The organism is Microcoleus vaginatus HSN003, assembly GCF_022701255.1.
Taxonomy (GTDB): Bacteria; Cyanobacteriota; Cyanobacteriia; order Cyanobacteriales; family Microcoleaceae; genus Microcoleus; species Microcoleus vaginatus_B.
Genome location: NZ_CP031705.1, coordinates 4504387 through 4524744, shown reverse-complemented (window position 1 = coordinate 4524744; position 20358 = coordinate 4504387). Strand labels below are relative to the sequence as shown.

The window sequence follows — 20358 nt, the reverse complement described above, 5'->3', positions numbered from 1 at the left end:
AAAACCCCTTTCGCGTTGCGACTAAAGTTAGCTTTCGCGAGCCGAATGAAAGCAATTTCAAAACTTTTCATCTTCCTTTTTCCTGCTTCCTTCTCTCCGTTAAATCCCGTACACTGCTTCGTTCGTTGCCCTCTTCCCTCTTCCTTCTTCCTTCTTCCCTCTTCCCTCTTCCCTCTTCCTTCTTCCCTCTTCCTTCTTCCTTCTTCCCTCTCCCCTCAGACTAATGACTACTGACGGTTTTCTCAATCTCAACAAACCTGCCGGCATGACATCTCACGACTGCGTGGGACGAGTGCGCCGGCTATTGAAACTCAAGCGAGTCGGACACGGAGGAACCCTCGATCCTGCTGTGACTGGCGTTTTACCGATCGCCCTTGGCAAAGCAACCAGACTGCTGCAATATCTGCAACACAATAAAGCTTACCGAGGCACGATTCGTTTTGGCTTAACTACTGCTACTGACGATTTAGAAGGAGAAATTATCCATTCTCGACCGGTGCCAGAGTTGAGTTTGGAAAAAGTGCAAGCTGCACTGCCAAAATTCGTAGGAAAAATCGAGCAATTTCCGCCGAGTTTTAGTGCGGTTCAGGTGGGAGGAAAACGCCTTTATGAGTTAGCTAGAAAAGGCGAAACTGTGGAAGTTGCTGCTAGGAAGGTGGAGGTTTTCCGGCTGGAAATCTTGGATTGGCGATCGGGGGATTTTCCTGAATTGGATTTGTCGATCGCCTGCGGGGCGGGTACTTACATTCGGGCGATCGCGCGGGATTTGGGCGCGGTGTTGAATACAGGCGGTACTTTGGCTTGTTTGACTCGTACCGAAAGTAGCGGTTTTTCGATCGAGGAAAGTCTCAGTTTTGAAGAATTGGAACTGCAATTGCAGGAGAATAAATTCTCCCCGATTTTGCCATCGGCGGTTTTGGGACATTTAGGGGCGATCGTCCTTTCCCCTGAATATACCAAACGCTGGTTTCAAGGACAGCGCCTCCCAATTCCCGAAACGCCGATCGGGGGAGAGGAAGAAAGTAGCAACCACCCCCCCGACAACCCAATACCCCAACATCCCTATCCGTTGCAGGTTTACGATCGAGACGGTAATTTTTTAGGTATCGGTCAAGTAGCGAACTCAGAGACAAGTACCATATTATCTCCTCAAATTGTGCTTTAACTATCTAAAATAAAAAGGAAAATAGGTATAATTAGGACGGGAAAAGTTTGCTTAATTATAAATGCTGAAAATGCCTTCGATTCACCTAGCTGACAGCGGTAGGGGACGAGGTTTGGCTATTAATCTAATCAATCGCTGAGGTAAAAATTGTGAAAATATTGCTAATTGGATTAATCCGAGGCTACAAAATGGGGATTTCTCCTTACCTGCCTAACGCCTGTAGATTTCAGCCAACTTGTTCGCAATACGCGATCGAAGCAATAGAAAGATTTGGGCCGGCCCGCGGCAGCTCAATGGCAGTTAAGCGAATTTTACGCTGTCATCCTTTTCATCCAGGGGGTTACGATCCAGTACCTCCCAAAGATAGCGAGGGTAATTAGTTATTAGTCATAAATAGTATTTTAGTTATTAGTTAATATTGCAAATAGGCGTTGCATCCTCATGGCTAAAACTACTGAGGGGAATCACTCCCTAAGAGGGTTAAATTCACACAATTAGTGGTGTTTTTTAACCCAAATTCAGTAATATTACTGTTATCTTTCAAAACTTAGCAGCTATATAATGGTACAAACAGAGTACAGGGGATGCGAGTTGATATGTCTGCTACCGCAATCGGATACAAAATGTTGTCCCATACTCTGGCTGTACTCAGCCAGAAACAAGCAACGGGAAAACTGCTGTTAGAGCAAGGGGAGCAACAATGGCAACTTTACTTTTTTCAGGGTTGTTTGGTGTATGCCACAGGAGGAGCGCACAGATCGAGGCGCTGGTATAGGGCGATCGGGCAACACTGTCGAAACTTTCAAGTGGATCTCAGAGACCTGGATGCTGGAGAACTATGGGAATATCAACTGCTTCAGCGAGGGATAGCAGCCAGCGAAATGAGTTTGGAACAAGCTAGGGCGATCGTCCACACCAGCCTTTCCGAAGTGTTATTTGCTCTGATCGGTCAATCGGGTTTGCGCCGGGAGTGGCGTCCGTCCCAGAAATATTTTTCTACAATTACCTCTTCTTTGCTGCTGTCTTTAACAGAAGTAGAGAAAGTTCTGTGTTGTACAGAAGAAATTTGGCAGAAGTGGAAAGGAATGGGTTTGTGGCTGGTAGATCCAGAACAAGCACCGCTTTTAAAAGCGTCGGCCCAGTTGCAGCAAAATCGATTTAGCTCTAATTCTTTGATCGCTTTGGGTAACGTATTCAACGGCGAGAATACTCTTTGGGATATTGCCTTTAAGAAAAAGCAGTGCGTGACAGTGGCAACTCGCGCTTTAGTTAATTACATCAAGCAGGGTTTAGTAAATTTCCGAACAGTACCAGACTTGCCGTCGCCTATAGAACAGTGGCGCCTGGCCGCGGCGATCGCAGGGCCGGGTCGCCCTTTGATTGCTTGTATCGATGACAGTCCGACAGTATGCGAATTTTTAGAGCAGATTTTGTTGCCGGAGGGGTATCGAGTCCTAAAAATTCAAGACCCGATGCAGGGAGTGGGCATCCTCGCCAAACAAAAGCCTGCCTTAATTTTTATGGACGTGGTAATGCCGAAGACAAGCGGCTTTGCTTTGTGCAATTTTTTGCGGAAGACACCGGCTTTTCGGGAAACACCGATCGTGTTTTTGACCAGTCAAGACAGTATAATTGACCGCACCCGAGCGAAATTGACAGGTGCTTCCGATTTTTTGAGCAAGCCAGCCAATCCCGAACAGGTGTTGCAAATAGTTGACAAGTATTTGAAGGTAAAAGGCGATCGCTACCCTTTGCCAATTCGCCCCCATGATTTACTGAACTCGCACCAACTTACCTTGGCAAATTCTTGACCACAAATTAATGAACACAAGAAGCCCTTACTGGGTGCGTCAGTTCCTGACGCACCCTACGCTCGTTGTAAAATAAAGACGCAATCGAATTTAAGATAATTAATTATGAGTAATGTTACGAGCGATCGCACCCCGCAGGTGAGCGTAGTAATTCCGGCTTACAACTGCGCTGCTTACGTCGGCCAAGCCGTAGATAGCGTTCTGCACCAAACCTATACTAACTGGGAAATTATTGTCGTAGACGACGGCTCCCGAGACGATACCAGATTAGTTTTAGAGAAATATGGCGATCGAATTCGCTACATTTACCAACAAAATCAAGGAGTTTCGATTGCCAGAAATCACGGCATCGAGCTATCGCGAGGAGAATTCATAGCTTTTCTCGATGCTGACGACTACTTTTTACCCGACAAATTAGCAGCACAAATGGCTGTATTTGCAGCGAAACCCCATCTAGGAATCGTCCACAGCGGCTGGCGTCTAGTTAATAGTATAGGCGAACCGCTAAAAGATGTCAAACTCTGGCAAAATGTTCCTAAATTAGACTTAGAAATGTGGCTGCGGTGGAAACCAGTATTACCCAGCGCGATGGTATTTCGCCGTCAGTGGTTAGAGCGCGTCGGCGGATTTGATCCTCGATTTCCCCCGGCGGAAGATACAGATTTAGTGCTGCGTTTAGCCTTAATGGGATGCGAAGCAGAGTGGTTGCAACAAGTAACTGTTTGCTACCGCCAGCACGAACAAAGCGCCATGTACAAAGGTTTACCGCAGGCTAAATCCCTCGCCGCAGTCATGGACAATTTTTTTGCCCGCCCCGAATTGCCCGATAAAATACGTTTGTTGGAAAAGCAAATCAAGTACAGTACCTTAGTTTGGATTGCTTGGTATTTGTACCGCACTGGTCATTCTGTTGAGATGCTAGAGTTTTTGCAGCGTTCTTGGAATTATACGCCTTATTTGCCTGTGGAAACACTAATTAATTGGGCGGAAGCTTTCGCCGAGTTTTCGCAGGATGCGGGAAATGAATTCGATGCAGATTTATTAGCTCAATCTCCCGAGTGGCAGCAGTTAATGCAGTGGATGATTCTCGGTACGCCAGCTTGATGGTGTTGATAGTCGATCGAGCTTGTAGGTCATTTCTGGTTGATTCGTGATAGTATAAGTTGCGCGATCGTAAAAGCGGATTTTACCAACCATCTATAGCGCTTATCACGGAGGTGAGATACACCTAATTGTACTCATCCAGGGTATATGATGTGGTGCTAATCTGTAGGTGGGGAACTGTTAGATGTTCGATGACACTTGCAGATTGTTTCGGGCGACGCACCTTACCAGAATAATTTTCTAGGAACCTAGGTATATAGGACTTACGCAACTGGCACATTAAACAAAGGTATGTAGTTGCGCTTCAGCGCTCTTAACTTAGAGAAGAGCGCTGAAGCGCAACTACATACCTAAATTTACACCCCTATTTGTGACAGTTGGCTTCAGTCCTAATGGGGTAAGTATCGGGAGTTATGAGTTCGAGATTGCCGTCAATTCCTAATCCTGAACAGGCGTCGATATCGGTAGTCTTGACCGGCTTATTTGAAGGTTTTTTGGCTTTTTTCTAAGTCTTTGAGTCTCACCCTAGGGATTATTCCTTGGCAGAAAAGGAGTTGCCGCAGCTACAGCTTTGGGCGGCGTTGGGATTGTGAAATCGGAAACCGCCGCCCATCAAGTCTTCTGAATAATCCAAGGTGAGCTCATTGAGATATTTTAAGTGCTGGGGGTCGATCGCAACTTCAATTCCCTCCGACTCGCATACAGCGTCTTCTGGGGCTGGCGCATCGTCAAATGCCATTGTATAAGACAAACCGGAGCAGCCGCTCGATTCCACGCCCAGACGAAATAAAGCATTGGGGTTGGGATGCTTCGACTTGAGGCGCGTTACTTCTGTTGCTGCTGTTTTGCTCAGATGAATCATTATGAGTAATTGGTAATTGGTAATTGGTAATTGGGAAGTAATGTTGAGTTTTGAAAATGTAGAATGTGCCTAGACATGTACCTTACCCGGAGAATGTAAAGTGCGCCGCGCCGCGCACCTTACCCCTATATTTTTAGCAACTTGAGTTACTTAGCCTTTTCATTACGAGCATAATCGTCTTGAAAGCGGATAATATCATCTTCTCCGAGATATTCGCCATTCTGCACCTCAATTAAAACCAGGGGGATAACTCCCGGATTTTCCAGGCGGTGAGAAGTGCACTGAGGAACGTAGGTAGACTGATTTGTAAACAGAACTTGTTCAGTTTCGCCACAAGTAACTTTTGCAGTACCAGAAACCACAATCCAGTGTTCGCTGCGGTGGTGGTGCATTTGCAGGCTGAGGCGGTGTCCCGACTTAACTTCGATCCGCTTAATTTTATATCCTGGGCCTTCTTCTAGAGTCGTAAAGGAGCCCCAAGGCCGCAATTCTGTAGCGGCTATTCCGTTGGGTGCTGCAGGTGCGTGCAGGGTAGATACTTGAGAAATTTCTTGAATCTGAACCATGATTTTTACTCCTTGAGGATTGCTTGCGGAATCCTTTGGTAAACGACGTTGTTTTTTGAGATTAACTAATCTATAGTTAACATCGAAGCCCACCTGCGGGGACTGGTTAGCCGACTGTAGAGTTTTGCAATAGTTGTGCTCAGCCCGATCGACTTGCCTTAACAACCATAGCAAAACCAACATAGCTGTTGTCACCTGTTATTAGCTCGATCGCCCCAATCTACATCAAATCTTCATAGAAAGGGCGCTGGTTGTTGAATATTGATTAAAGGTGAATCCTAATCCAGCTCTTGAGACTGCTGCAAAACTGCTAGCATCTGGTTAGACATAATGACAATGGGATATACCGCCCCCAACAGCAGCAGATTCATCAATAGCAGCCCGGTGCGTCCGTTACCATCCCGAAATGGATGAATCAAAACAAAGCGAAGATGTGCTTCGGCTGCCAACTCTAGCGGATGTAACGATCTGATTTTATCACTGTTGAGCCATTGGATAAATTCCGGCATCAAACCCGAAAGCAAATAATGAGGCGGATAGAGGTATTCGGTACCGGCGGCTTTGACATCTAACTGCCGATAGCGTCCAGCTTCCTCCGGGGCGATCGCCCTTATAATTAAGTGGTGAATTTGTTTAATTTCCCATTCACCGATCGCAGTGTCCGATCGCGTTAGCATTTCAATGTAGTCGATCGCATCTCGATGTCCGATGACTTCTAGGTGTTCTCGCCAAGTTTTGCCACCGACAGTGATGCCGGTTTCGAGGACTAATTCGGTTTCGCGTTGCGTCAAGGTGTTTCCCTCAATCGCATTGGAGTGATAAGTGAACCGAACGTCGTAGAGTTTTTTCAATTCTGCAACCAGGGTGGGAGAAAGCGGCCGAAAGCTATCTAACCAGGCTTTGAGTCGATCGACTTTTTGCAATTTTTCAGAAATACTCATTGCTGATGAGAAGGCACAATGCTGGTGGAGAATGTCACCCAGACGCTGAGGATAAAGTCGGACTAACAGTGCGATAAAGTTATTATAGAGTTGATTGGCGATGGGGGATTGAGTAGTTGGGAATAACTGCATAGAGCGTATTTATTAAAACTATGCACTGACAATCGTAACTTGTTCAGTAGTTGCCATTGCTAAAATCGCTAAAACTTTTGAAGCTAAAGGCTTCAAATCTGCCAAGCGATTAGATGGTGCTTGTAGAACAATTACCGCAATATCAAACTCTGGTAAATTTTGTTGAAATGATAAGTGGCGATCGACGGTGATGAAAACATCAAACTCTGCTTCTGCAAGTGCAAGAAGTTGACCATTTTTTACACCTGCCCATCCCATTTGTGGAACTGTTTTTATCTCATAGTCAACAAATTCTCTGGCAAATTTGCGATCTATACACTCATCCAAAAGAAGCTTCATGCGTTATGCTACCATGCCAACGAGCTGTTTTTCTACCTGTTCCAGCAACGCAATAACTTGCTCTTTAGTTACGGTTGGAAATCCATCTAAAAAATCATCAATGGATTCTCCTGCTTTTAGATAGTCCAGAAGTGTTTGTACCGGAACCCTAGTACAAGCAAATACTGGGGTTCCGCCCATAATCTCAGGAGATACGCTAATAATTGAAGAGTGTTCAAGCATAAATATTGAGACCTTCGGGTTCCCTAGTTAAGTTATCGGGTTTAACTATTTTTTTACTCGGATCGAATAAGCTTGGATTTTTGGGTACATATACCCAATTGAGTAGATCCACATATAATACATGATACTAGAGCGATCGACATCCCATCCTCTACTCTAGATCAACATCTTTTCGCCACTTTGACAGGAGCATCAAAATGAACAGCAACGGACTGCCACAAAAGCAAGGTCTGTACGATCCGCAGTTCGAGCACGACGCTTGCGGAGTCGGATTCATCGTACACATGAAGGGTAACAAATCCCACGAAATTGTCGAGCAGGCGCTGACAATCCTCTTGAACCTCGACCACCGAGGCGCGTGCGGCTGCGAACCCAACACCGGAGACGGGGCAGGGATTTTGATGCAGGTGCCCCACAAGTTTCTCAAGAAAGTAACTGCGGCCCTAAACATCGAACTTCCCGAAGCAGGCGAGTACGGCGTTGGCGCGATTTACTCGTCGCCAAATCAAAGTGAACGCGAAAACGGCAAACGCATTTTTGAGGAAATCGCCGCCGAAGAAGGCCAGGAAGTGCTGGGCTGGCGCGATGTTCCCACCGACAACTCGTCCCTCGGCGACACCGCCAAATCTAGCGAACCCTTCATGCAGCAAGTGTTCCTCCGGCGCGCCGCAGGTATCGATGAGGCGGCTTTCGAGCGGAAACTGTACGTCATCCGCAAACGGGCTCACAATGCCATCCGCAGGACTGACACAGACCCATATTGGTATAATTCCACACTCTCCTGCCGGACGATCGTCTACAAGGGTATGTTAATGCCGGTGCAAGTCGGCGATTACTATCCCGAACTGCACGATCCCGACATGGAAAGCGCTCTAGCCCTGGTTCACTCGCGCTTCAGCACGAATACTTTTCCGAGTTGGGAACGATCGCACCCTTACCGCTACATCGCCCACAACGGCGAAATTAACACGATGCGCGGCAACATTAACTGGATGCACGCGCGGCAATCGCTGTTCGAGTCGGAACTATTCGGCGATGACTTAAAGAAAATCCCCAATTTAATCAATATCGAAGGCAGCGACTCGACGATTTTTGACAATGCTTTGGAATTGCTGACTTTGGCTGGGCGTTCTTTGCCGCACGCTGTAATGATGATGATTCCCGAACCTTGGACAGCCCACGAGTCGATGAGTGACGAGAAAAAAGCTTTCTACGAATACCATTCTTGCTTGATGGAACCTTGGGACGGCCCGGCTTCGATCGCCTTTACTGATGGTACTTCGATCGGGGCCGTGCTCGATCGCAACGGTTTGCGCCCTTCCCGTTACTGCGTCACCAAAGACGACTTGGTAATTATGGCATCGGAAGCCGGAGTTTTGCCGATCGCCCCAGAACGAATTGTATCAAAAGGTCGCTTGCAACCGGGGCGGATGTTCCTGGTAAATACCGAGGAAGGCCGCATCGTCTCTGACGAGGAAATTAAAACCAAAATCGCCACAGAACACCCGTACCGCCAGTGGATCGACCAGCACATGGTCGAAATCGCCAAACTCAAAGATGCGCCTGCAGTAGCAGAATCTCATCCCGAAACATTATTGCAGCGGCAAATGGCCTTTGGCTACACCTTTGAAGAACTGCGGTTGCTGTTAGCACCGATGGCAAAAGATGGCGTGGAAGCTGTCGGCGCGATGGGTGCGGATACGCCGCTGGCGGTGCTTTCCAACCGCCCAAAACTGCTTTATGAATACTTCCAGCAGTTGTTTGCTCAAGTTACCAATCCGCCGATCGATTCTATCCGCGAAGAAATTGTAACTTCTGCCGAAACTACGATCGGCGCTGAACGCAATTTGCTCAAACCGGAACCGGAAAGCTGTCATTTGATTGAACTGAAAACGCCAATTCTCAGCAATGAAGAATTAGCTAAGCTCCAACACGTAAATGAGGGCAATTTCAAGTCCATCACCGTGCCGATTTTGTTTGATCCCAAAAGCGGTGTGAAAGGTCTTGAACAAGCCTTAGAAGAGGTTTTTGCAGCAGCAGACAGCGCGATCGCCTCCGGGGTGAATATCATCATTTTGAGCGATCGGGGGATTAGTCCAGACAAAGCCCCAATTCCGGCGCTGCTGGCAGTTGCGGGCCTGCACCACCACTTGATCCGTAAAGGTACGCGCACGCGGGCAGGACTCGTGCTCGAATCCGGCGAACCGCGCGAAGTTCATCACTTTGCGACACTTATTGGATATGGTTGCGGCGCGATTAATCCGTATTTGGCCTTTGAGACGATCGCCGATTCGATCCGCGAAGGATTGCTGCTAAATGTCGAGTACAAAACAGCTTGCAAAAACTACGTCAAAGCCGCAACTAAAGGTGTGACGAAAGTTGCCTCGAAAATTGGGATTTCCACAATTCAAAGTTATCGCGGCGCGCAGATTTTTGAGGCGATCGGCTTAAACAAATCCGTAGTCGATAAATACTTTGCTTGGACAGCCTCGCGGATTGAAGGCGTAGGCCTCGAAGTCCTCGCCCAAGAAGCTATTTTACGCCATAATCACGCATTCCCCGATCGCCCATCCAGCGGACATACTCTCGATGTTGGCGGCGAATATCAGTGGCGGAAAGAAGGCGAGGCGCATTTGTTTAGTCCGCAGACAATTCACGCGCTGCAAAAGTCGGTGCGCGACGGCAGTTATACGCTTTTCAAACAGTATTCGGGGCTGGTTAATGAACAAAACCAGCAGCATTTTACCTTGCGCGGTTTGTTGCAATTCAAACAGCGGGAATCGATACCCATTGAGGAAGTTGAGCCGATCGAATCTATTCTCAAACGCTTTAAAACTGGGGCGATGAGTTATGGTTCGATTTCTAAAGAAGCCCACGAATCTTTAGCTGTGGCGATGAACCGCATTGGTGGCAAATCGAACACCGGTGAAGGCGGGGAAGACCCCGATCGCTACACTTGGACGAACGATCGCGGCGACTCGAAAAACAGCGCGATCAAACAAGTTGCTTCCGGGCGTTTCGGCGTTACCAGCTTGTACCTTTCGCAAGCGCGGGAACTGCAAATCAAGATGGCGCAAGGGGCAAAACCCGGTGAAGGCGGACAGTTGCCCGGTAAAAAAGTATACCCGTGGATTGCCAAGGTACGAAACTCGACTCCGGGTGTGGGTTTGATTTCGCCTCCTCCTCACCACGACATTTATTCGATCGAAGATTTGGCAGAATTGATTCACGACTTGAAAAATGCCAACCGGGAAGCACGGATTAGCGTGAAACTCGTGTCGGAAGTTGGAGTCGGGACGATCGCGGCCGGGGTTGCTAAGGCCCACGCCGATGTCGTGTTGATTTCCGGCTACGACGGCGGTACCGGCGCTTCGCCGCAAACTTCGATCAAACACGCGGGATTACCTTGGGAATTGGGACTGGCTGAAACTCACCAAACTTTGGTACTCAACAATCTCCGCAGCCGGATTGTCGTGGAAACTGACGGTCAAATGAAAACCGGCCGCGATGTAGTAATTGCTGCACTGCTTGGCGCTGAGGAATTCGGTTTTGCTACCGCGCCGCTGGTGACATTGGGCTGCATCATGATGCGCGTTTGTCACCTGAACACTTGCCCGGTGGGCGTGGCGACCCAAGACCCGCTGCTGCGGAAAAACTTTACCGGCGACCCCGAGCACACGGTAAACTTTATGACCTTCGTCGCGCAGGAAGTCCGGGAAATTATGGCGCAGTTGGGCTTCCGCACGCTGAATGAAATGGTGGGGCGGACTGATGTTTTGGAACCTCAGCAAGCTGTGGAACACTGGAAGGCTAAGGGTTTGGATTTCTCGAAAATCCTTTATCAGCCGGAGGTTGGGGCGGATGTCGGGCGCTATTGTCAGATGGCGCAGGATCATGGGTTGTCCAAGTCTCTCGACATGAGTGTACTGTTGGATTTGTGCAAAGGTGCGATCGAAAACGGTGAAAAAGTACACGCCAAACTGCCGATTACCAATGTCAACCGCGTTGTCGGCACAATTCTCGGCAACGAAATCACCAAACGCCACTGGGAAGGTTTGCCGGATGACACGGTGCACCTGCACTTCCAAGGCAGCGCCGGACAAAGCTTTGGCGCATTCGTGCCCAAGGGTGTCACCCTGGAGCTCGAAGGCGAAGCTAACGACTACCTCGGCAAAGGCCTCAGCGGCGGCAAAATCATCCTATATCCGTCGCCAGATTCTACCTTCGTCGCAGAGGAAAACGTGATTGTCGGTAACGTAGTGCTTTACGGCGCCACTGCTGGTGAGGTTTTCATCCGAGGGATGGCGGGCGAACGTTTTGGGGTGCGTAACTCCGGCGTTAACGCAGTAGTTGAAGGTGTGGGCGATCACGGTTGCGAGTACATGACTGGCGGCAAAGTTGTAGTTTTGGGTGAAACCGGGCGCAATTTTGCCGCGGGTATGAGTGGCGGTGTTGCTTACATTTTGGATGAAGCGGGGGATTTTGCAACTCGCTGCAATATGTCGATGGTGGATTTGGAAAAACTGGAGGATGTTGAGGAAATTAGCGATTTGCGGCAGATGCTTCAAACTCACGTTGATTTGACTGGAAGTGCGAAGGCATCGAAGGTTCTGGCTGCGTGGGATGAGATGGTGCCGGTGTTTGTGAAGGTGATGCCGAGGGATTATAAGCGGGTGTTGCAGGCTATTGAAAGGGCGATCGCATCGGGTTTAAGCGGTGATGATGCGCTGACGGCTGCGTTTGAAGAAAACGCTCGCGATGTCGCTCGAATTGGCGGCAGCTAGGGTTTAGCATGAGGAATGGGTAATGGCTGTTAGTAACAATCAATTACCTATTCCTCACGAGCGATCGATTACCAACTATCAACTACTTTAATGGCTATTGTTTGAGCAGGAGTTATAGCTGTATTGACTGGCGGTGCCAGAGTAAATTATGAGATCAGCGAGTAGTTTATCAGACTCCAGCGCTTTGTGATATTGCATCACCCGAATACTTAATTTTTTTGAGAATAGTATATAATTCTTCTACAGAATCAACGCTATTAAGCTTGTCTGATGTGAGTATCTTTATTATTACAGAACGTGCTATTTCAAGCAGAGCTTTATAATCGGCTTGACTAATATCTTTGTTGCCAGAGTGTACAATCTTCGATCTCAAGCCATACAATTTTTTTACGCTTGATTCGAGTTTTAATCTTTCATCGACGGAGCTGCCTAATATAAGAGCTATACTTTCAGAAATTTGATTCATAATTGAGGGAGTAATAATGTCCCTTTCGTTATATGTAAAGATAATTTCTAGAGCGATAGCCGCCTTGATAAAAGCACTTGGTGGTGAGGGATCAGCCATTGATTGCCCGATCCATTCAACTGCCAACATAATTCTTTTTTGAAACTTATTAAGATTTTTCTTTGTAGTAAAACCCCAAACAGTGTGATATCCAGTATCCTCCTTTACAAAACATGGATCATCAAGTGGTATCGGCTCTCTTGGGCCATGCCTAGTCCATGAGTTGGACACTTCCCCCATATCAGACAATATGTAAGCTTTACGATGACGCCAGCCTTGGTAGTTTAAAACGCCAACTTCAAAGCGATTTGTGGCGGAACCTAGGACATATCTTAGGATAAGCTCGAATCGCTCAAAATGTTCGTCAGCAATTTCAATGGCTTTTTCAAAGTGTCTTGCTTCAGCTTTCCATTCAATTAAATATTCTGTATCGTCCTTGAACTCTATTTGAGGACATGAATCTATTTTTGAGTCAATTTTTGACTCAATAAAGTCTTTTTGTGAAGCAAAATCGTATATCATTGGTAACAACTTAGAAGGGAGTAAATTTTGTCAATACTCCTTTGTATAGAAAGATAATTGAATAATAATGATAATCAAACAAGGGGGTAAAGGTGGGATAGTCTGAATACGGCGGACTATCCCACCGACAGCGATTATCATTATTAATAAGTGGTGTACTCGACTGGCGTTGGGGGCCGGCGCTGGTAGTTGGGGGCCGGCGCTGGTAGTTGCGGGCAAGCGCTGGTAGTTGCGGGCCCGCATGATAGTTGCGGGCGTTGGTATTATCAAACGATAGAATTGACAAAAAATTGAGCAATTGTGTAGGTCAGTAAATATGGCTAAGAGTCAAAAAACCAACCGTGACCATGCCAAAAAAACCACCAGACCGATGGTGGAAGACGAGGTGATTGCCTCGCAACTATCGGCATTACTTACACCAGCCATCACCTCACAAGAAAATTACTACCGTCAACTGGGTTTACGAGGGAGAATTCTTAACCTACCGTTGATGGTAGCAGCGGTATTAACTTTACTGTGGCGAGACGTGGCGGGAGTGACAGAACTCACAAGAATGCTGGCAAGAGAAGGTTTTTTGTGGTGCCGACCCACAACTGTCACTCAACAAGCAATGTCTCAAAGATTTTTAAGTTTTCCAGCTCAACTATTTGAGGGAGTCTTCAAAAATTTATTACCGAGTTTAAGAACATCTTGGCACCAGAGAAATCAACGACCCCTACCAGAAAGCATTCAATTTACCTTGCGGAAATTTTCACGAGTTTGGATAGTAGATAGCTCGACCCTCGAAGCATTATTTTGCAAGCTCAAAAGCCTGGAAGATTTGCCCAAAGGGCAGTTGGCCGGGAAAATGGCAACAGTTATAGATTTAATGACCAGGCTGCCTGTCGAAATTTGGTTTCTGGAAAATCCCAAAGCTTCTGATGTGAAGTTAGAAGAAAATATTCTGCAATTGGTTGAAGGCCAAACATTACTTTTACTGGATAGGGGTTTCTATCATTTTAGCTTTTGGCTCAAATTAATCGAACGAGAGATTCACCTAATTACTCGGTTAAAAAAAGGAGCCTCAATTAAAATCGAGCAAGTATTCACCCAGAGTTACGACCTCCGAGATAGTCTAATCCGTTTGGGTTCAGGAACCACAAAAACGCCATATATCACCTTACGTTTGATTGAGGTTCGTTCGGGTAACACCTGGCATTCTTATTTAACAAGTGTACTTGACCCTAAGATATTACCTCCCTACGTTGTGGCAGATTTATATCGCAGGCGGTGGCGAATTGAAGAAGCCTTTAATACCGTTAAAAGACTCTTGGGCTTAAGTTATTTGTGGACGGGTTCTCTCAACGGTATTCAGTTACAAATTTGGGCCACTTGGCTATTTTATGCTGTCTTGGTCGATTTAGGTGATACTGTTGCTGACCAACTCTGTTTGCCAATAGATGCCATCTCGTTAGAAATGATTTACCGCGGTCTTTACCATTTTTACGTCGCCCATCAACAAGGTAAGGCAACGGACCCGATTTCATATTTCACTTCCAGAGAAAATCAAGATTTAGGTATTGTTAAACGACAACGAAAACCAAATATTAAGTTAATTGTCGCGCCTTTTCCAGAACGACAGCGAGACCCTGAGCAATTTTTCTTTAAGGCTGCTATGGAAATCCCCTTGACAACTGCCATGCAGCCTTAACTTGTTACCAATGATCGTATATTGTGTAACCACCCAATAACAAGGGACTTGTGGGGCTGTTTAAAACTATTCCATGTATGTCTCGAAATACAGAAAATGTTTTTATCCTTTCCGCCTTAAGATTTTTCACAAACGATGATACATCCTCGTTTTTAGCTAAGCATTTTTTTAAAAAACACTCTCTAAAATGCTCTAGTAGCAGGGATTCATATTTCTTTAACGTATAGGTTCTTTTAATTTCCTCATCTGAATCAAATGCCCTTGATAGTGCCTCACGATATTTGATTATATTTTTTTCGTTTACGAAGTAGATAGGATTGCCCCCACCGTAAAAAAAACTAAAGGAGACATCTGTCCTCCCCAAAAAATTACCTGTTTCTGCCAATTCTATAATTTCATTTACAATCGGAAGAAGAAGATTCATGGCTTTCTTTCGCAATAAATATAACGTTCATGTTCAGCGGTTGCCAGTATCCTTAGCAAGGCTCTAGGGAAATAAGGTATTACCACCATACAACCAAGCAATAATTCCCCAAAAAATAACTTTGCTGTTTAACTAAATACACAAGGTTTTAACAATTTCAATTTGTTATTAATTTCTTGCCACGCTACCTGGATTTTTTTTGCGATTGCCAACCCGTGCAGATAGACCTACAGTAAGACTTGCTAATAGTTTTGCTGCGTAAGGAAGTTGATAAATTCTGCTCTAGGAAAAAGTGTTATTCCGCTGCAACACTGTTGTGGGACTGCAACATCTGCACATCCTTGAAAATAGCAGCGTGAAACTCATAACCGAGTAACTGTTTCAGTTTTGGGCTGGCTTGCTCTAGGAAAGTTGGCGACATTTGCTGAGCTGGGTTTTCCAAGGGTCGGATAAATTTTGGATTGTAATTTCCTAGTACCGAAACACGTGGCTGGTCTGAGTGATTAATTGATGTGTCGTGCCAACAAAGACCGTGGGAAAGAACAACTGAGCCTGCTTTTCCAGTGACTTTCTTGGCTAATTCCGCAAACTTTTTTTTGTCTGGAAATTGGCACAGTTTCTGGGTGTCTGCTGCAAACAAAGGAGCACCGTTAATTTCTGTAAAGTCTTCCATCATCCAGATTGCTTGAACTTCCATCACCGGTGTTGCTGGATAGGGAGGAGTCATGGTGAAGTAGGGATAATCGACGTGTGCTCCCATATTCGTAGCACCTGGATAGAGGATATGGGCAGAGAATCCGCCCAGGGTCATATCGCTTCCCAAAATCGCCTCCACAACTTCAATAACTCGTGGATGCTGTACCATTTTCTCAAAAATTGCTGCTTCATCCAGCAATCTGTATAGCCGCGATCGCTCACCAGTCCTCAAAAAGCGTCCTGCGGGCTGTTCTGTGGCCTGCTTGAGAATGTGCAATCTGGCTTCTGAAATTTCCCCGGGCGTGAAGAGTTCGGGCAATAAAACATAGCCTTTGCCTTGAACAATCTCTTCGGCTAGGGATGCAGCATCCTGCATAATCTAATTTCCTTTCAATTAGGGTATTGCCATTATACAACCACATCAGCAACACTTCCAAAATAAATAACTTTGCAGTAATACAGAAGTAAAGGAAATTGTACAATGGATAAACTAATCGAGTATCCCAAACTAATCAAGCGTATTTTGACCGAGTATATAGAATTGTGCGCTCGCTCTTCCCAACAAGACATCGAAACATTCTTAATTACCGACGAACAAAACGGTCACTACATCTGGATGAACCTGGGGTGGCCAAAGGGCGATCGCATTACCGGTATCACTGTTTACGTTCGGATTCGCGATCGCCAATTCTGGATCGAGGAAGACTGGACAGAAGATGGGATTGCAACGGATTTGGTGCGCGCTGGAGTTCCCAAGGAAGATATTGTTTTGGCATTTCACGAGCCTGGGATGCGGCAGTACACAGATTTTGCAGTAGCTTCGTAGCACTTCAGGGATGGGAAAATCACAAAGCTCGATCGCACAGCTATTGATGGTTATTTATTGAACAAAAATTTTTTTGAAACATTGGTGTACTTACCACCATATTCTCCTCTACCTAAACAAGATTGAGCCACGAAGACTCTTGGTTAAGGACGCATACCTAAACGGTAGGACAATTCCCATTCACGACCCATGTAGCAAAATACACCGATCAGGAAGTGGAAAACTACCAATTGGTAAGAGTCGCCGTTGTACAACCACTCATCGAGGGAAGCAGCTTCCCAGATTGGGTAGAAGTGTAAGCCGATCGCGCTTGATGAGGGAACAACTGCACCTGTGATCATGTTGTTACCGTACATCAAGGAACCTGCTACTGGTTCGCGAATGCCGTCGATGTCCACTGGAGGGGCTGCGATGAAGGCGATGATGTAATCGTCCCCGCGCCAAAAGATATGCCAGCGTGCTCTTAGGCGCACCTCAACCCTAACGAGCGGGAGCTATGGGAGGTGGAGAAGGTAGAGGAACAGGAGCGAGGACAGGTGGAGAGACTGGCCTGCGAGCAGGTGGAGAAAACCTGAACTGCTGGAGTTGTTGCGGGGTGAGCGATCGCAAAATTCTCAGTCCGAGAGTGTCTCGGGAGATGCTTAAAGCGTAGGATGGCTCCAAATACGGGCGGAAATTTGATTTGTTGTTCAAATAGCTTTCCATGAAAGCTAGGCTGAGTCCGCTGAGGTAGCGGCGGGCTAAAGCTGGTTCGGGCCCGATCGCCTCTGCTGGTGGCAAAAAGAGGCTTTGAGGGGATTCCTCGATCGTTGAGAAGTGAGTCCCGTTGATCATCAATACCAGATATTTGTTGAGCGATGTCAGCCATGTGAACGGTTGAATTTGTTCGAGGAAAGCGGGGGCGACAGTATCGGCGCTGCCTGCTACTACCATGACTGGGATTTGGATTTTGCTGAGGTTTGTTTCTCCGAGAATGCTGCTGACGATGGGGTTGATGGCGATCGCAGCTTTGACGCGCGGGTCCCCGAAATTGTACTCGTTGCGCTCTAAACCGCGGGCGCGGCACTGCAACAGCAGGGAGAGGTTCCAAGTATCGTTTTCGAGTCCGCAATCTTTGTCTAGCTGTGCAAAATTAATCCCTGCCCCGGCTAATGCTAAAGCCGTATAGCCCCCGAAAGACTGGCCGATGACGCCGACTCGCTGCAAGTCGAGCTGCCCTTGGTAGGCCGGATCGGTTGTAGAAAGTTTGGTTAAATAATCGAGCAGGTCTTTGATGTCGAGGGGGCGGTTGACAAATTCTGTAGGTTCTGCTACTTCACTGGCTCTACCTGTTACTAAGTTTTGGATTTGTTGGGCGTTGCTGCCGGAATGTTCGGGGACGGCGACGGCAAAGCCGTAGGAGGCTAGGTGTTTGGCTAAATACTGGAAGGAAATTCGATCGGAACCTAAACCGTGGGAAATTACTACTACTGGAGCAGGTTGCCGGCTCCCCTGTGGCAAGTAAATGTCCATATCAAACGTGCGAGGGCGATTTGGACTCGTCAGAATTACCGATGATTTTTTCCAAGTATAGGGGCCCGGTAGCTGGGGCTGCAGCATTGCCGCACCCGGTATGGCGGGTTCTGAGGCTGCTTGTGCTTCCGACAACTGGACGACTCCGGCGATCGTCTGATTGGAACGATTAATCAGCGATGTCAGCTCGTTGGCGATACCCAAGCCGCGAGCGATGTCAATCCTGATGCCATAAGTGGGGAATTTCTGCAGTACGTTGAGAATTGTCAGGCCTTCTGGATCTGAGGCTGCTAAAATCAGGGCGGCTCGGATGGCATAAAATCCGGGCTGCCGAGCTTTGGTTTGAATTACTCGGCCCAAGCGTTTCAGCAGCACTTCTCCTTGAGGTGTGTAGAGAAATTGGGCGATCGTCACGTGGCTGATTTCAGCTTTCGCTTGCAGGGCGCTGCGAATCTCAGTAAGCTGAGATTCTTTGATGTACTGAGCGAAGCCGTCCAAGTTTGAGTCTATTTTGCCTTCTTTGGCGAAGAGTGTCAGGGATTCGATGGGAACCGATTCTTCTAGCGCCCCGTAAGTTACGTAAATTCGCTCCGCACCCATTGCCGGTGCGGCGGTGCAAACAGCCGTGAATGCAAACAATCCTAGGTATTTTGGGGCGATCGACCGGCGAGTGCGAAGGGTAGCAGTGGAGAGACTCCGAAACAGACAGTTCATAACTTTCACACCTAGGACTTCAAATAATTAGTCGGTGAAACGAGGTAAATTGTTTCACCACTATTTAATACCGAAAATCGCTCTGTTGGTTCGGATGCTTCGGAAATTAGGTTATCTTGGGAAGCATAGTCTTGAGAGCAATTTTCTGATTTGACAAGACTAGCTGAAATTTAAAATTCAACGCCGAGGGGTCAAACCTATTGGAATGCCCATTGATTATTTTTTCAGCTATCGGGACTTAAACAAAAACTGAAGCCAAAATAGCTTCCAACCCAAATAGAGAAAAACTGTTAGCTCGAATGGGGATGAATCTACTTAGACCAAAGGTTTCAGGCATTTTTAGGCGATCGACCTCTTTCTATTGGCAGCGAGGGGTTAGAGCTCCTAAAGCGGCTCGAAAATGTTTAAGTCCCACTATTATGCAAGATATTTTCGATCGAGTTTGTAACTACAGTCTGAGTGGGAGAATTTATGATGTTCAATGCAACTGCTATCCTGATTGACGCTTTTGTGCAAGAGCTGCAGGCCGGCTACCGCCGCACCTACGGCAAGTATAAGCCTGACTACCCTGAAATTATCGCCTGGGCGGGGACTATGGCTCTGGAAAATATCGCTAACTGCGATGCTCTGTACCACAATGTGGAACACACAATGCTCGTGGCTTTGGTGGGACAAGAGATTCTCCGGGGCAAGCATATTCGCGAAGGGGGAGTGTCGCCGGAAGATTGGCTGCACTACCTGATTTCGCTGCTGTGTCACGATATCGGCTACGTCAAAGGTGTTTGTCGCCAAGACCAAGAAGCTGTGGGACTCTACGCTACGGGTATTGACGGGGGCATGGTGTCTGTGCCAATCGGCGCAACTTCTGCCAGTTTAACTCCTTATCATGTCGATCGAGGAAAACTCGTAATTGACGAACGCTTCGGCGGCCACACATTAATTGATGCCGAACAAATCAAGCGCAATATTGAATTGACGCGCTTTCCAGTTCCTGCTAGCGAAACTCATCAAGACAGAAACAATTATTCTGGACTCGCTAGAGCCGCCGATTTGATCGGTCAGTTGAGCGACCCAAATTACCTGCGAAAAATAAGTGCCCTGTTCTACGAATTTGAGGAAGTCGGCACTAATAAAATCTTGGGATACAAGTCTCCGGGAGATTTGCGGCAAAATTACGCCAAGTTTTATTGGAATGGAGTTTTTCCTTACATTCCAGCAGCTTTGAACTACTTGGAATTGACCCAGGGAGGCAAACAGATTATTGCCAACCTCTACGCCAACGTATTTCAGGTTGAACACGCTGAACCGCTCGCTTTTACCAAGCCAAACGCTCAAGAATTCACCAAATCCCGCGCCACTAGCAACTTGAACGGCGAAAAAGATGGTGAGGAGCTTCAACCTTCAATGTCCGGGGAAAACAAGAAATTTACCGAGTTTCCCGACTTAAATTTGTGATTATTTATGCCCAGAATTTGGCATAAATAAGGGCGAGTCAGGGGAGTTTAAAATTGAGAATTCGGCGTGACAGATTTGGCAAAGTTCG

At 46.9% G+C, this 20358-nt stretch carries 18 protein-coding genes and 1 pseudogene; 8 read left to right on the top strand and 11 right to left on the bottom strand.

All coding sequences use genetic code 11. The features are described from left to right. Positions 1–99: 99 nt before the first annotated feature. Complete coding sequence (locus D0A37_RS19595) at positions 100–267, bottom strand: hypothetical protein (RefSeq protein WP_242725862.1); 168 nt, start codon at positions 265–267, stop codon at positions 100–102. Here D0A37_RS19595 and truB point away from each other — a divergent pair. From truB to D0A37_RS19575, 4 genes are all read left to right on the top strand, one after another. Continuing rightward, the gene (truB, locus tag D0A37_RS19590) at positions 224–1165 is read left to right on the top strand and encodes a tRNA pseudouridine(55) synthase TruB (protein WP_242716812.1); all 942 of its coding nucleotides are present in this window, start codon (positions 224–226) and stop codon (positions 1163–1165) included. The genes D0A37_RS19595 and truB overlap by 44 nt on opposite strands. 149 nt (positions 1166–1314) lie before the next feature. Then, the gene (yidD, locus tag D0A37_RS19585; RefSeq protein WP_190655801.1) at positions 1315–1545 is read left to right on the top strand and encodes a membrane protein insertion efficiency factor YidD; all 231 of its coding nucleotides are present in this window, start codon (positions 1315–1317) and stop codon (positions 1543–1545) included. A gap of 216 nt (positions 1546–1761) precedes the next feature. Beyond that, the gene (locus D0A37_RS19580) at positions 1762–2976 is read left to right on the top strand and encodes a response regulator (protein WP_242716811.1); all 1215 of its coding nucleotides are present in this window, start codon (positions 1762–1764) and stop codon (positions 2974–2976) included. A gap of 105 nt (positions 2977–3081) precedes the next feature. Continuing rightward, positions 3082–4080, top strand: a complete 999-nt coding sequence (locus D0A37_RS19575; RefSeq protein WP_242716810.1) for a glycosyltransferase family 2 protein — start codon at positions 3082–3084, stop codon at positions 4078–4080. Positions 4081–4612: 532 nt separating this feature from the next. Here D0A37_RS19575 and D0A37_RS19570 read toward each other — a convergent pair. From D0A37_RS19570 to D0A37_RS19550, 5 genes are all read right to left on the bottom strand, one after another. Next, positions 4613–4942 (bottom strand): HesB/IscA family protein, encoded by a 330-nt coding sequence (locus D0A37_RS19570; RefSeq protein WP_006630924.1) that lies wholly within the window; start codon positions 4940–4942, stop codon positions 4613–4615. A gap of 146 nt (positions 4943–5088) precedes the next feature. Next, a complete protein-coding gene (locus D0A37_RS19565; RefSeq protein WP_190693399.1) occupies positions 5089–5508 on the bottom strand; it encodes a phosphomannose isomerase type II C-terminal cupin domain in 420 nt (139 codons plus the stop codon). 278 nt (positions 5509–5786) lie between these two features. Then, positions 5787–6581, bottom strand: a complete 795-nt coding sequence (locus tag D0A37_RS19560; protein WP_242716809.1) for a Fic family protein — start codon at positions 6579–6581, stop codon at positions 5787–5789. A gap of 18 nt (positions 6582–6599) precedes the next feature. Then, positions 6600–6920 (bottom strand): DUF5615 family PIN-like protein, encoded by a 321-nt coding sequence (locus D0A37_RS19555; protein WP_242716808.1) that lies wholly within the window; start codon positions 6918–6920, stop codon positions 6600–6602. A 3-nt stretch (positions 6921–6923) separates the two neighbouring features. Beyond that, the gene (locus D0A37_RS19550) at positions 6924–7142 is read right to left on the bottom strand and encodes a DUF433 domain-containing protein (protein ID WP_242716807.1); all 219 of its coding nucleotides are present in this window, start codon (positions 7140–7142) and stop codon (positions 6924–6926) included. A gap of 197 nt (positions 7143–7339) precedes the next feature. On the opposite strand from D0A37_RS19550, the gene gltB reads away from it, so the two are divergent. After that, on the top strand, positions 7340–11926 hold the full coding sequence (gltB, locus tag D0A37_RS19545) for a glutamate synthase large subunit (protein ID WP_242716806.1): 4587 nt from the start codon (positions 7340–7342) through the stop codon (positions 11924–11926). Between the two features lie 169 nt (positions 11927–12095). Here gltB and D0A37_RS19540 read toward each other — a convergent pair whose 3' ends face one another. After that, a complete protein-coding gene (locus tag D0A37_RS19540; RefSeq protein ID WP_242716804.1) occupies positions 12096–12953 on the bottom strand; it encodes a HEPN domain-containing protein in 858 nt (285 codons plus the stop codon). Between the two features lie 370 nt (positions 12954–13323). Here D0A37_RS19540 and D0A37_RS19535 point away from each other — a divergent pair, with 370 nt between their 5' ends. Then, positions 13324–14643, top strand: a complete 1320-nt coding sequence (locus D0A37_RS19535) for an IS4 family transposase (protein WP_242725472.1) — start codon at positions 13324–13326, stop codon at positions 14641–14643. 4 nt (positions 14644–14647) lie between these two features. Here the strand turns inward: D0A37_RS19535 and D0A37_RS19530 are convergent, their stop codons facing one another. Then, complete coding sequence (locus D0A37_RS19530; RefSeq protein ID WP_242716803.1) at positions 14648–15067, bottom strand: hypothetical protein; 420 nt, start codon at positions 15065–15067, stop codon at positions 14648–14650. A gap of 295 nt (positions 15068–15362) precedes the next feature. Next, positions 15363–16139 (bottom strand): phytanoyl-CoA dioxygenase family protein, encoded by a 777-nt coding sequence (locus D0A37_RS19525; RefSeq protein ID WP_242716802.1) that lies wholly within the window; start codon positions 16137–16139, stop codon positions 15363–15365. 105 nt (positions 16140–16244) lie between these two features. Here D0A37_RS19525 and D0A37_RS19520 point away from each other — a divergent pair, with 105 nt between their 5' ends. Then, positions 16245–16589: a XisI protein gene (locus D0A37_RS19520; RefSeq protein ID WP_242716801.1), complete on the top strand. Its 345-nt coding sequence runs from the start codon at positions 16245–16247 to the stop codon at positions 16587–16589. 146 nt (positions 16590–16735) lie between these two features. Here D0A37_RS19520 and D0A37_RS19515 read toward each other — a convergent pair. Both D0A37_RS19515 and D0A37_RS19510 read right to left on the bottom strand, forming a co-directional pair. Beyond that, a pseudogene (locus tag D0A37_RS19515) lies at positions 16736–17017 on the bottom strand (photosystem II q(b) protein); the annotation flags it as partial. A gap of 52 nt (positions 17018–17069) precedes the next feature. Continuing rightward, positions 17070–18815, bottom strand: a complete 1746-nt coding sequence (locus D0A37_RS19510; RefSeq protein ID WP_242716800.1) for an alpha/beta hydrolase — start codon at positions 18813–18815, stop codon at positions 17070–17072. A gap of 474 nt (positions 18816–19289) precedes the next feature. Here D0A37_RS19510 and D0A37_RS19505 point away from each other — a divergent pair, with 474 nt between their 5' ends. Beyond that, positions 19290–20270 carry an Npun_R2479 family HD domain-containing metalloprotein gene (locus tag D0A37_RS19505; protein WP_242725634.1) on the top strand — a complete coding sequence of 327 codons (981 nt, stop codon included), beginning with the start codon at positions 19290–19292 and terminating at the stop codon, positions 20268–20270. Positions 20271–20358: the final 88 nt, after the last annotated feature.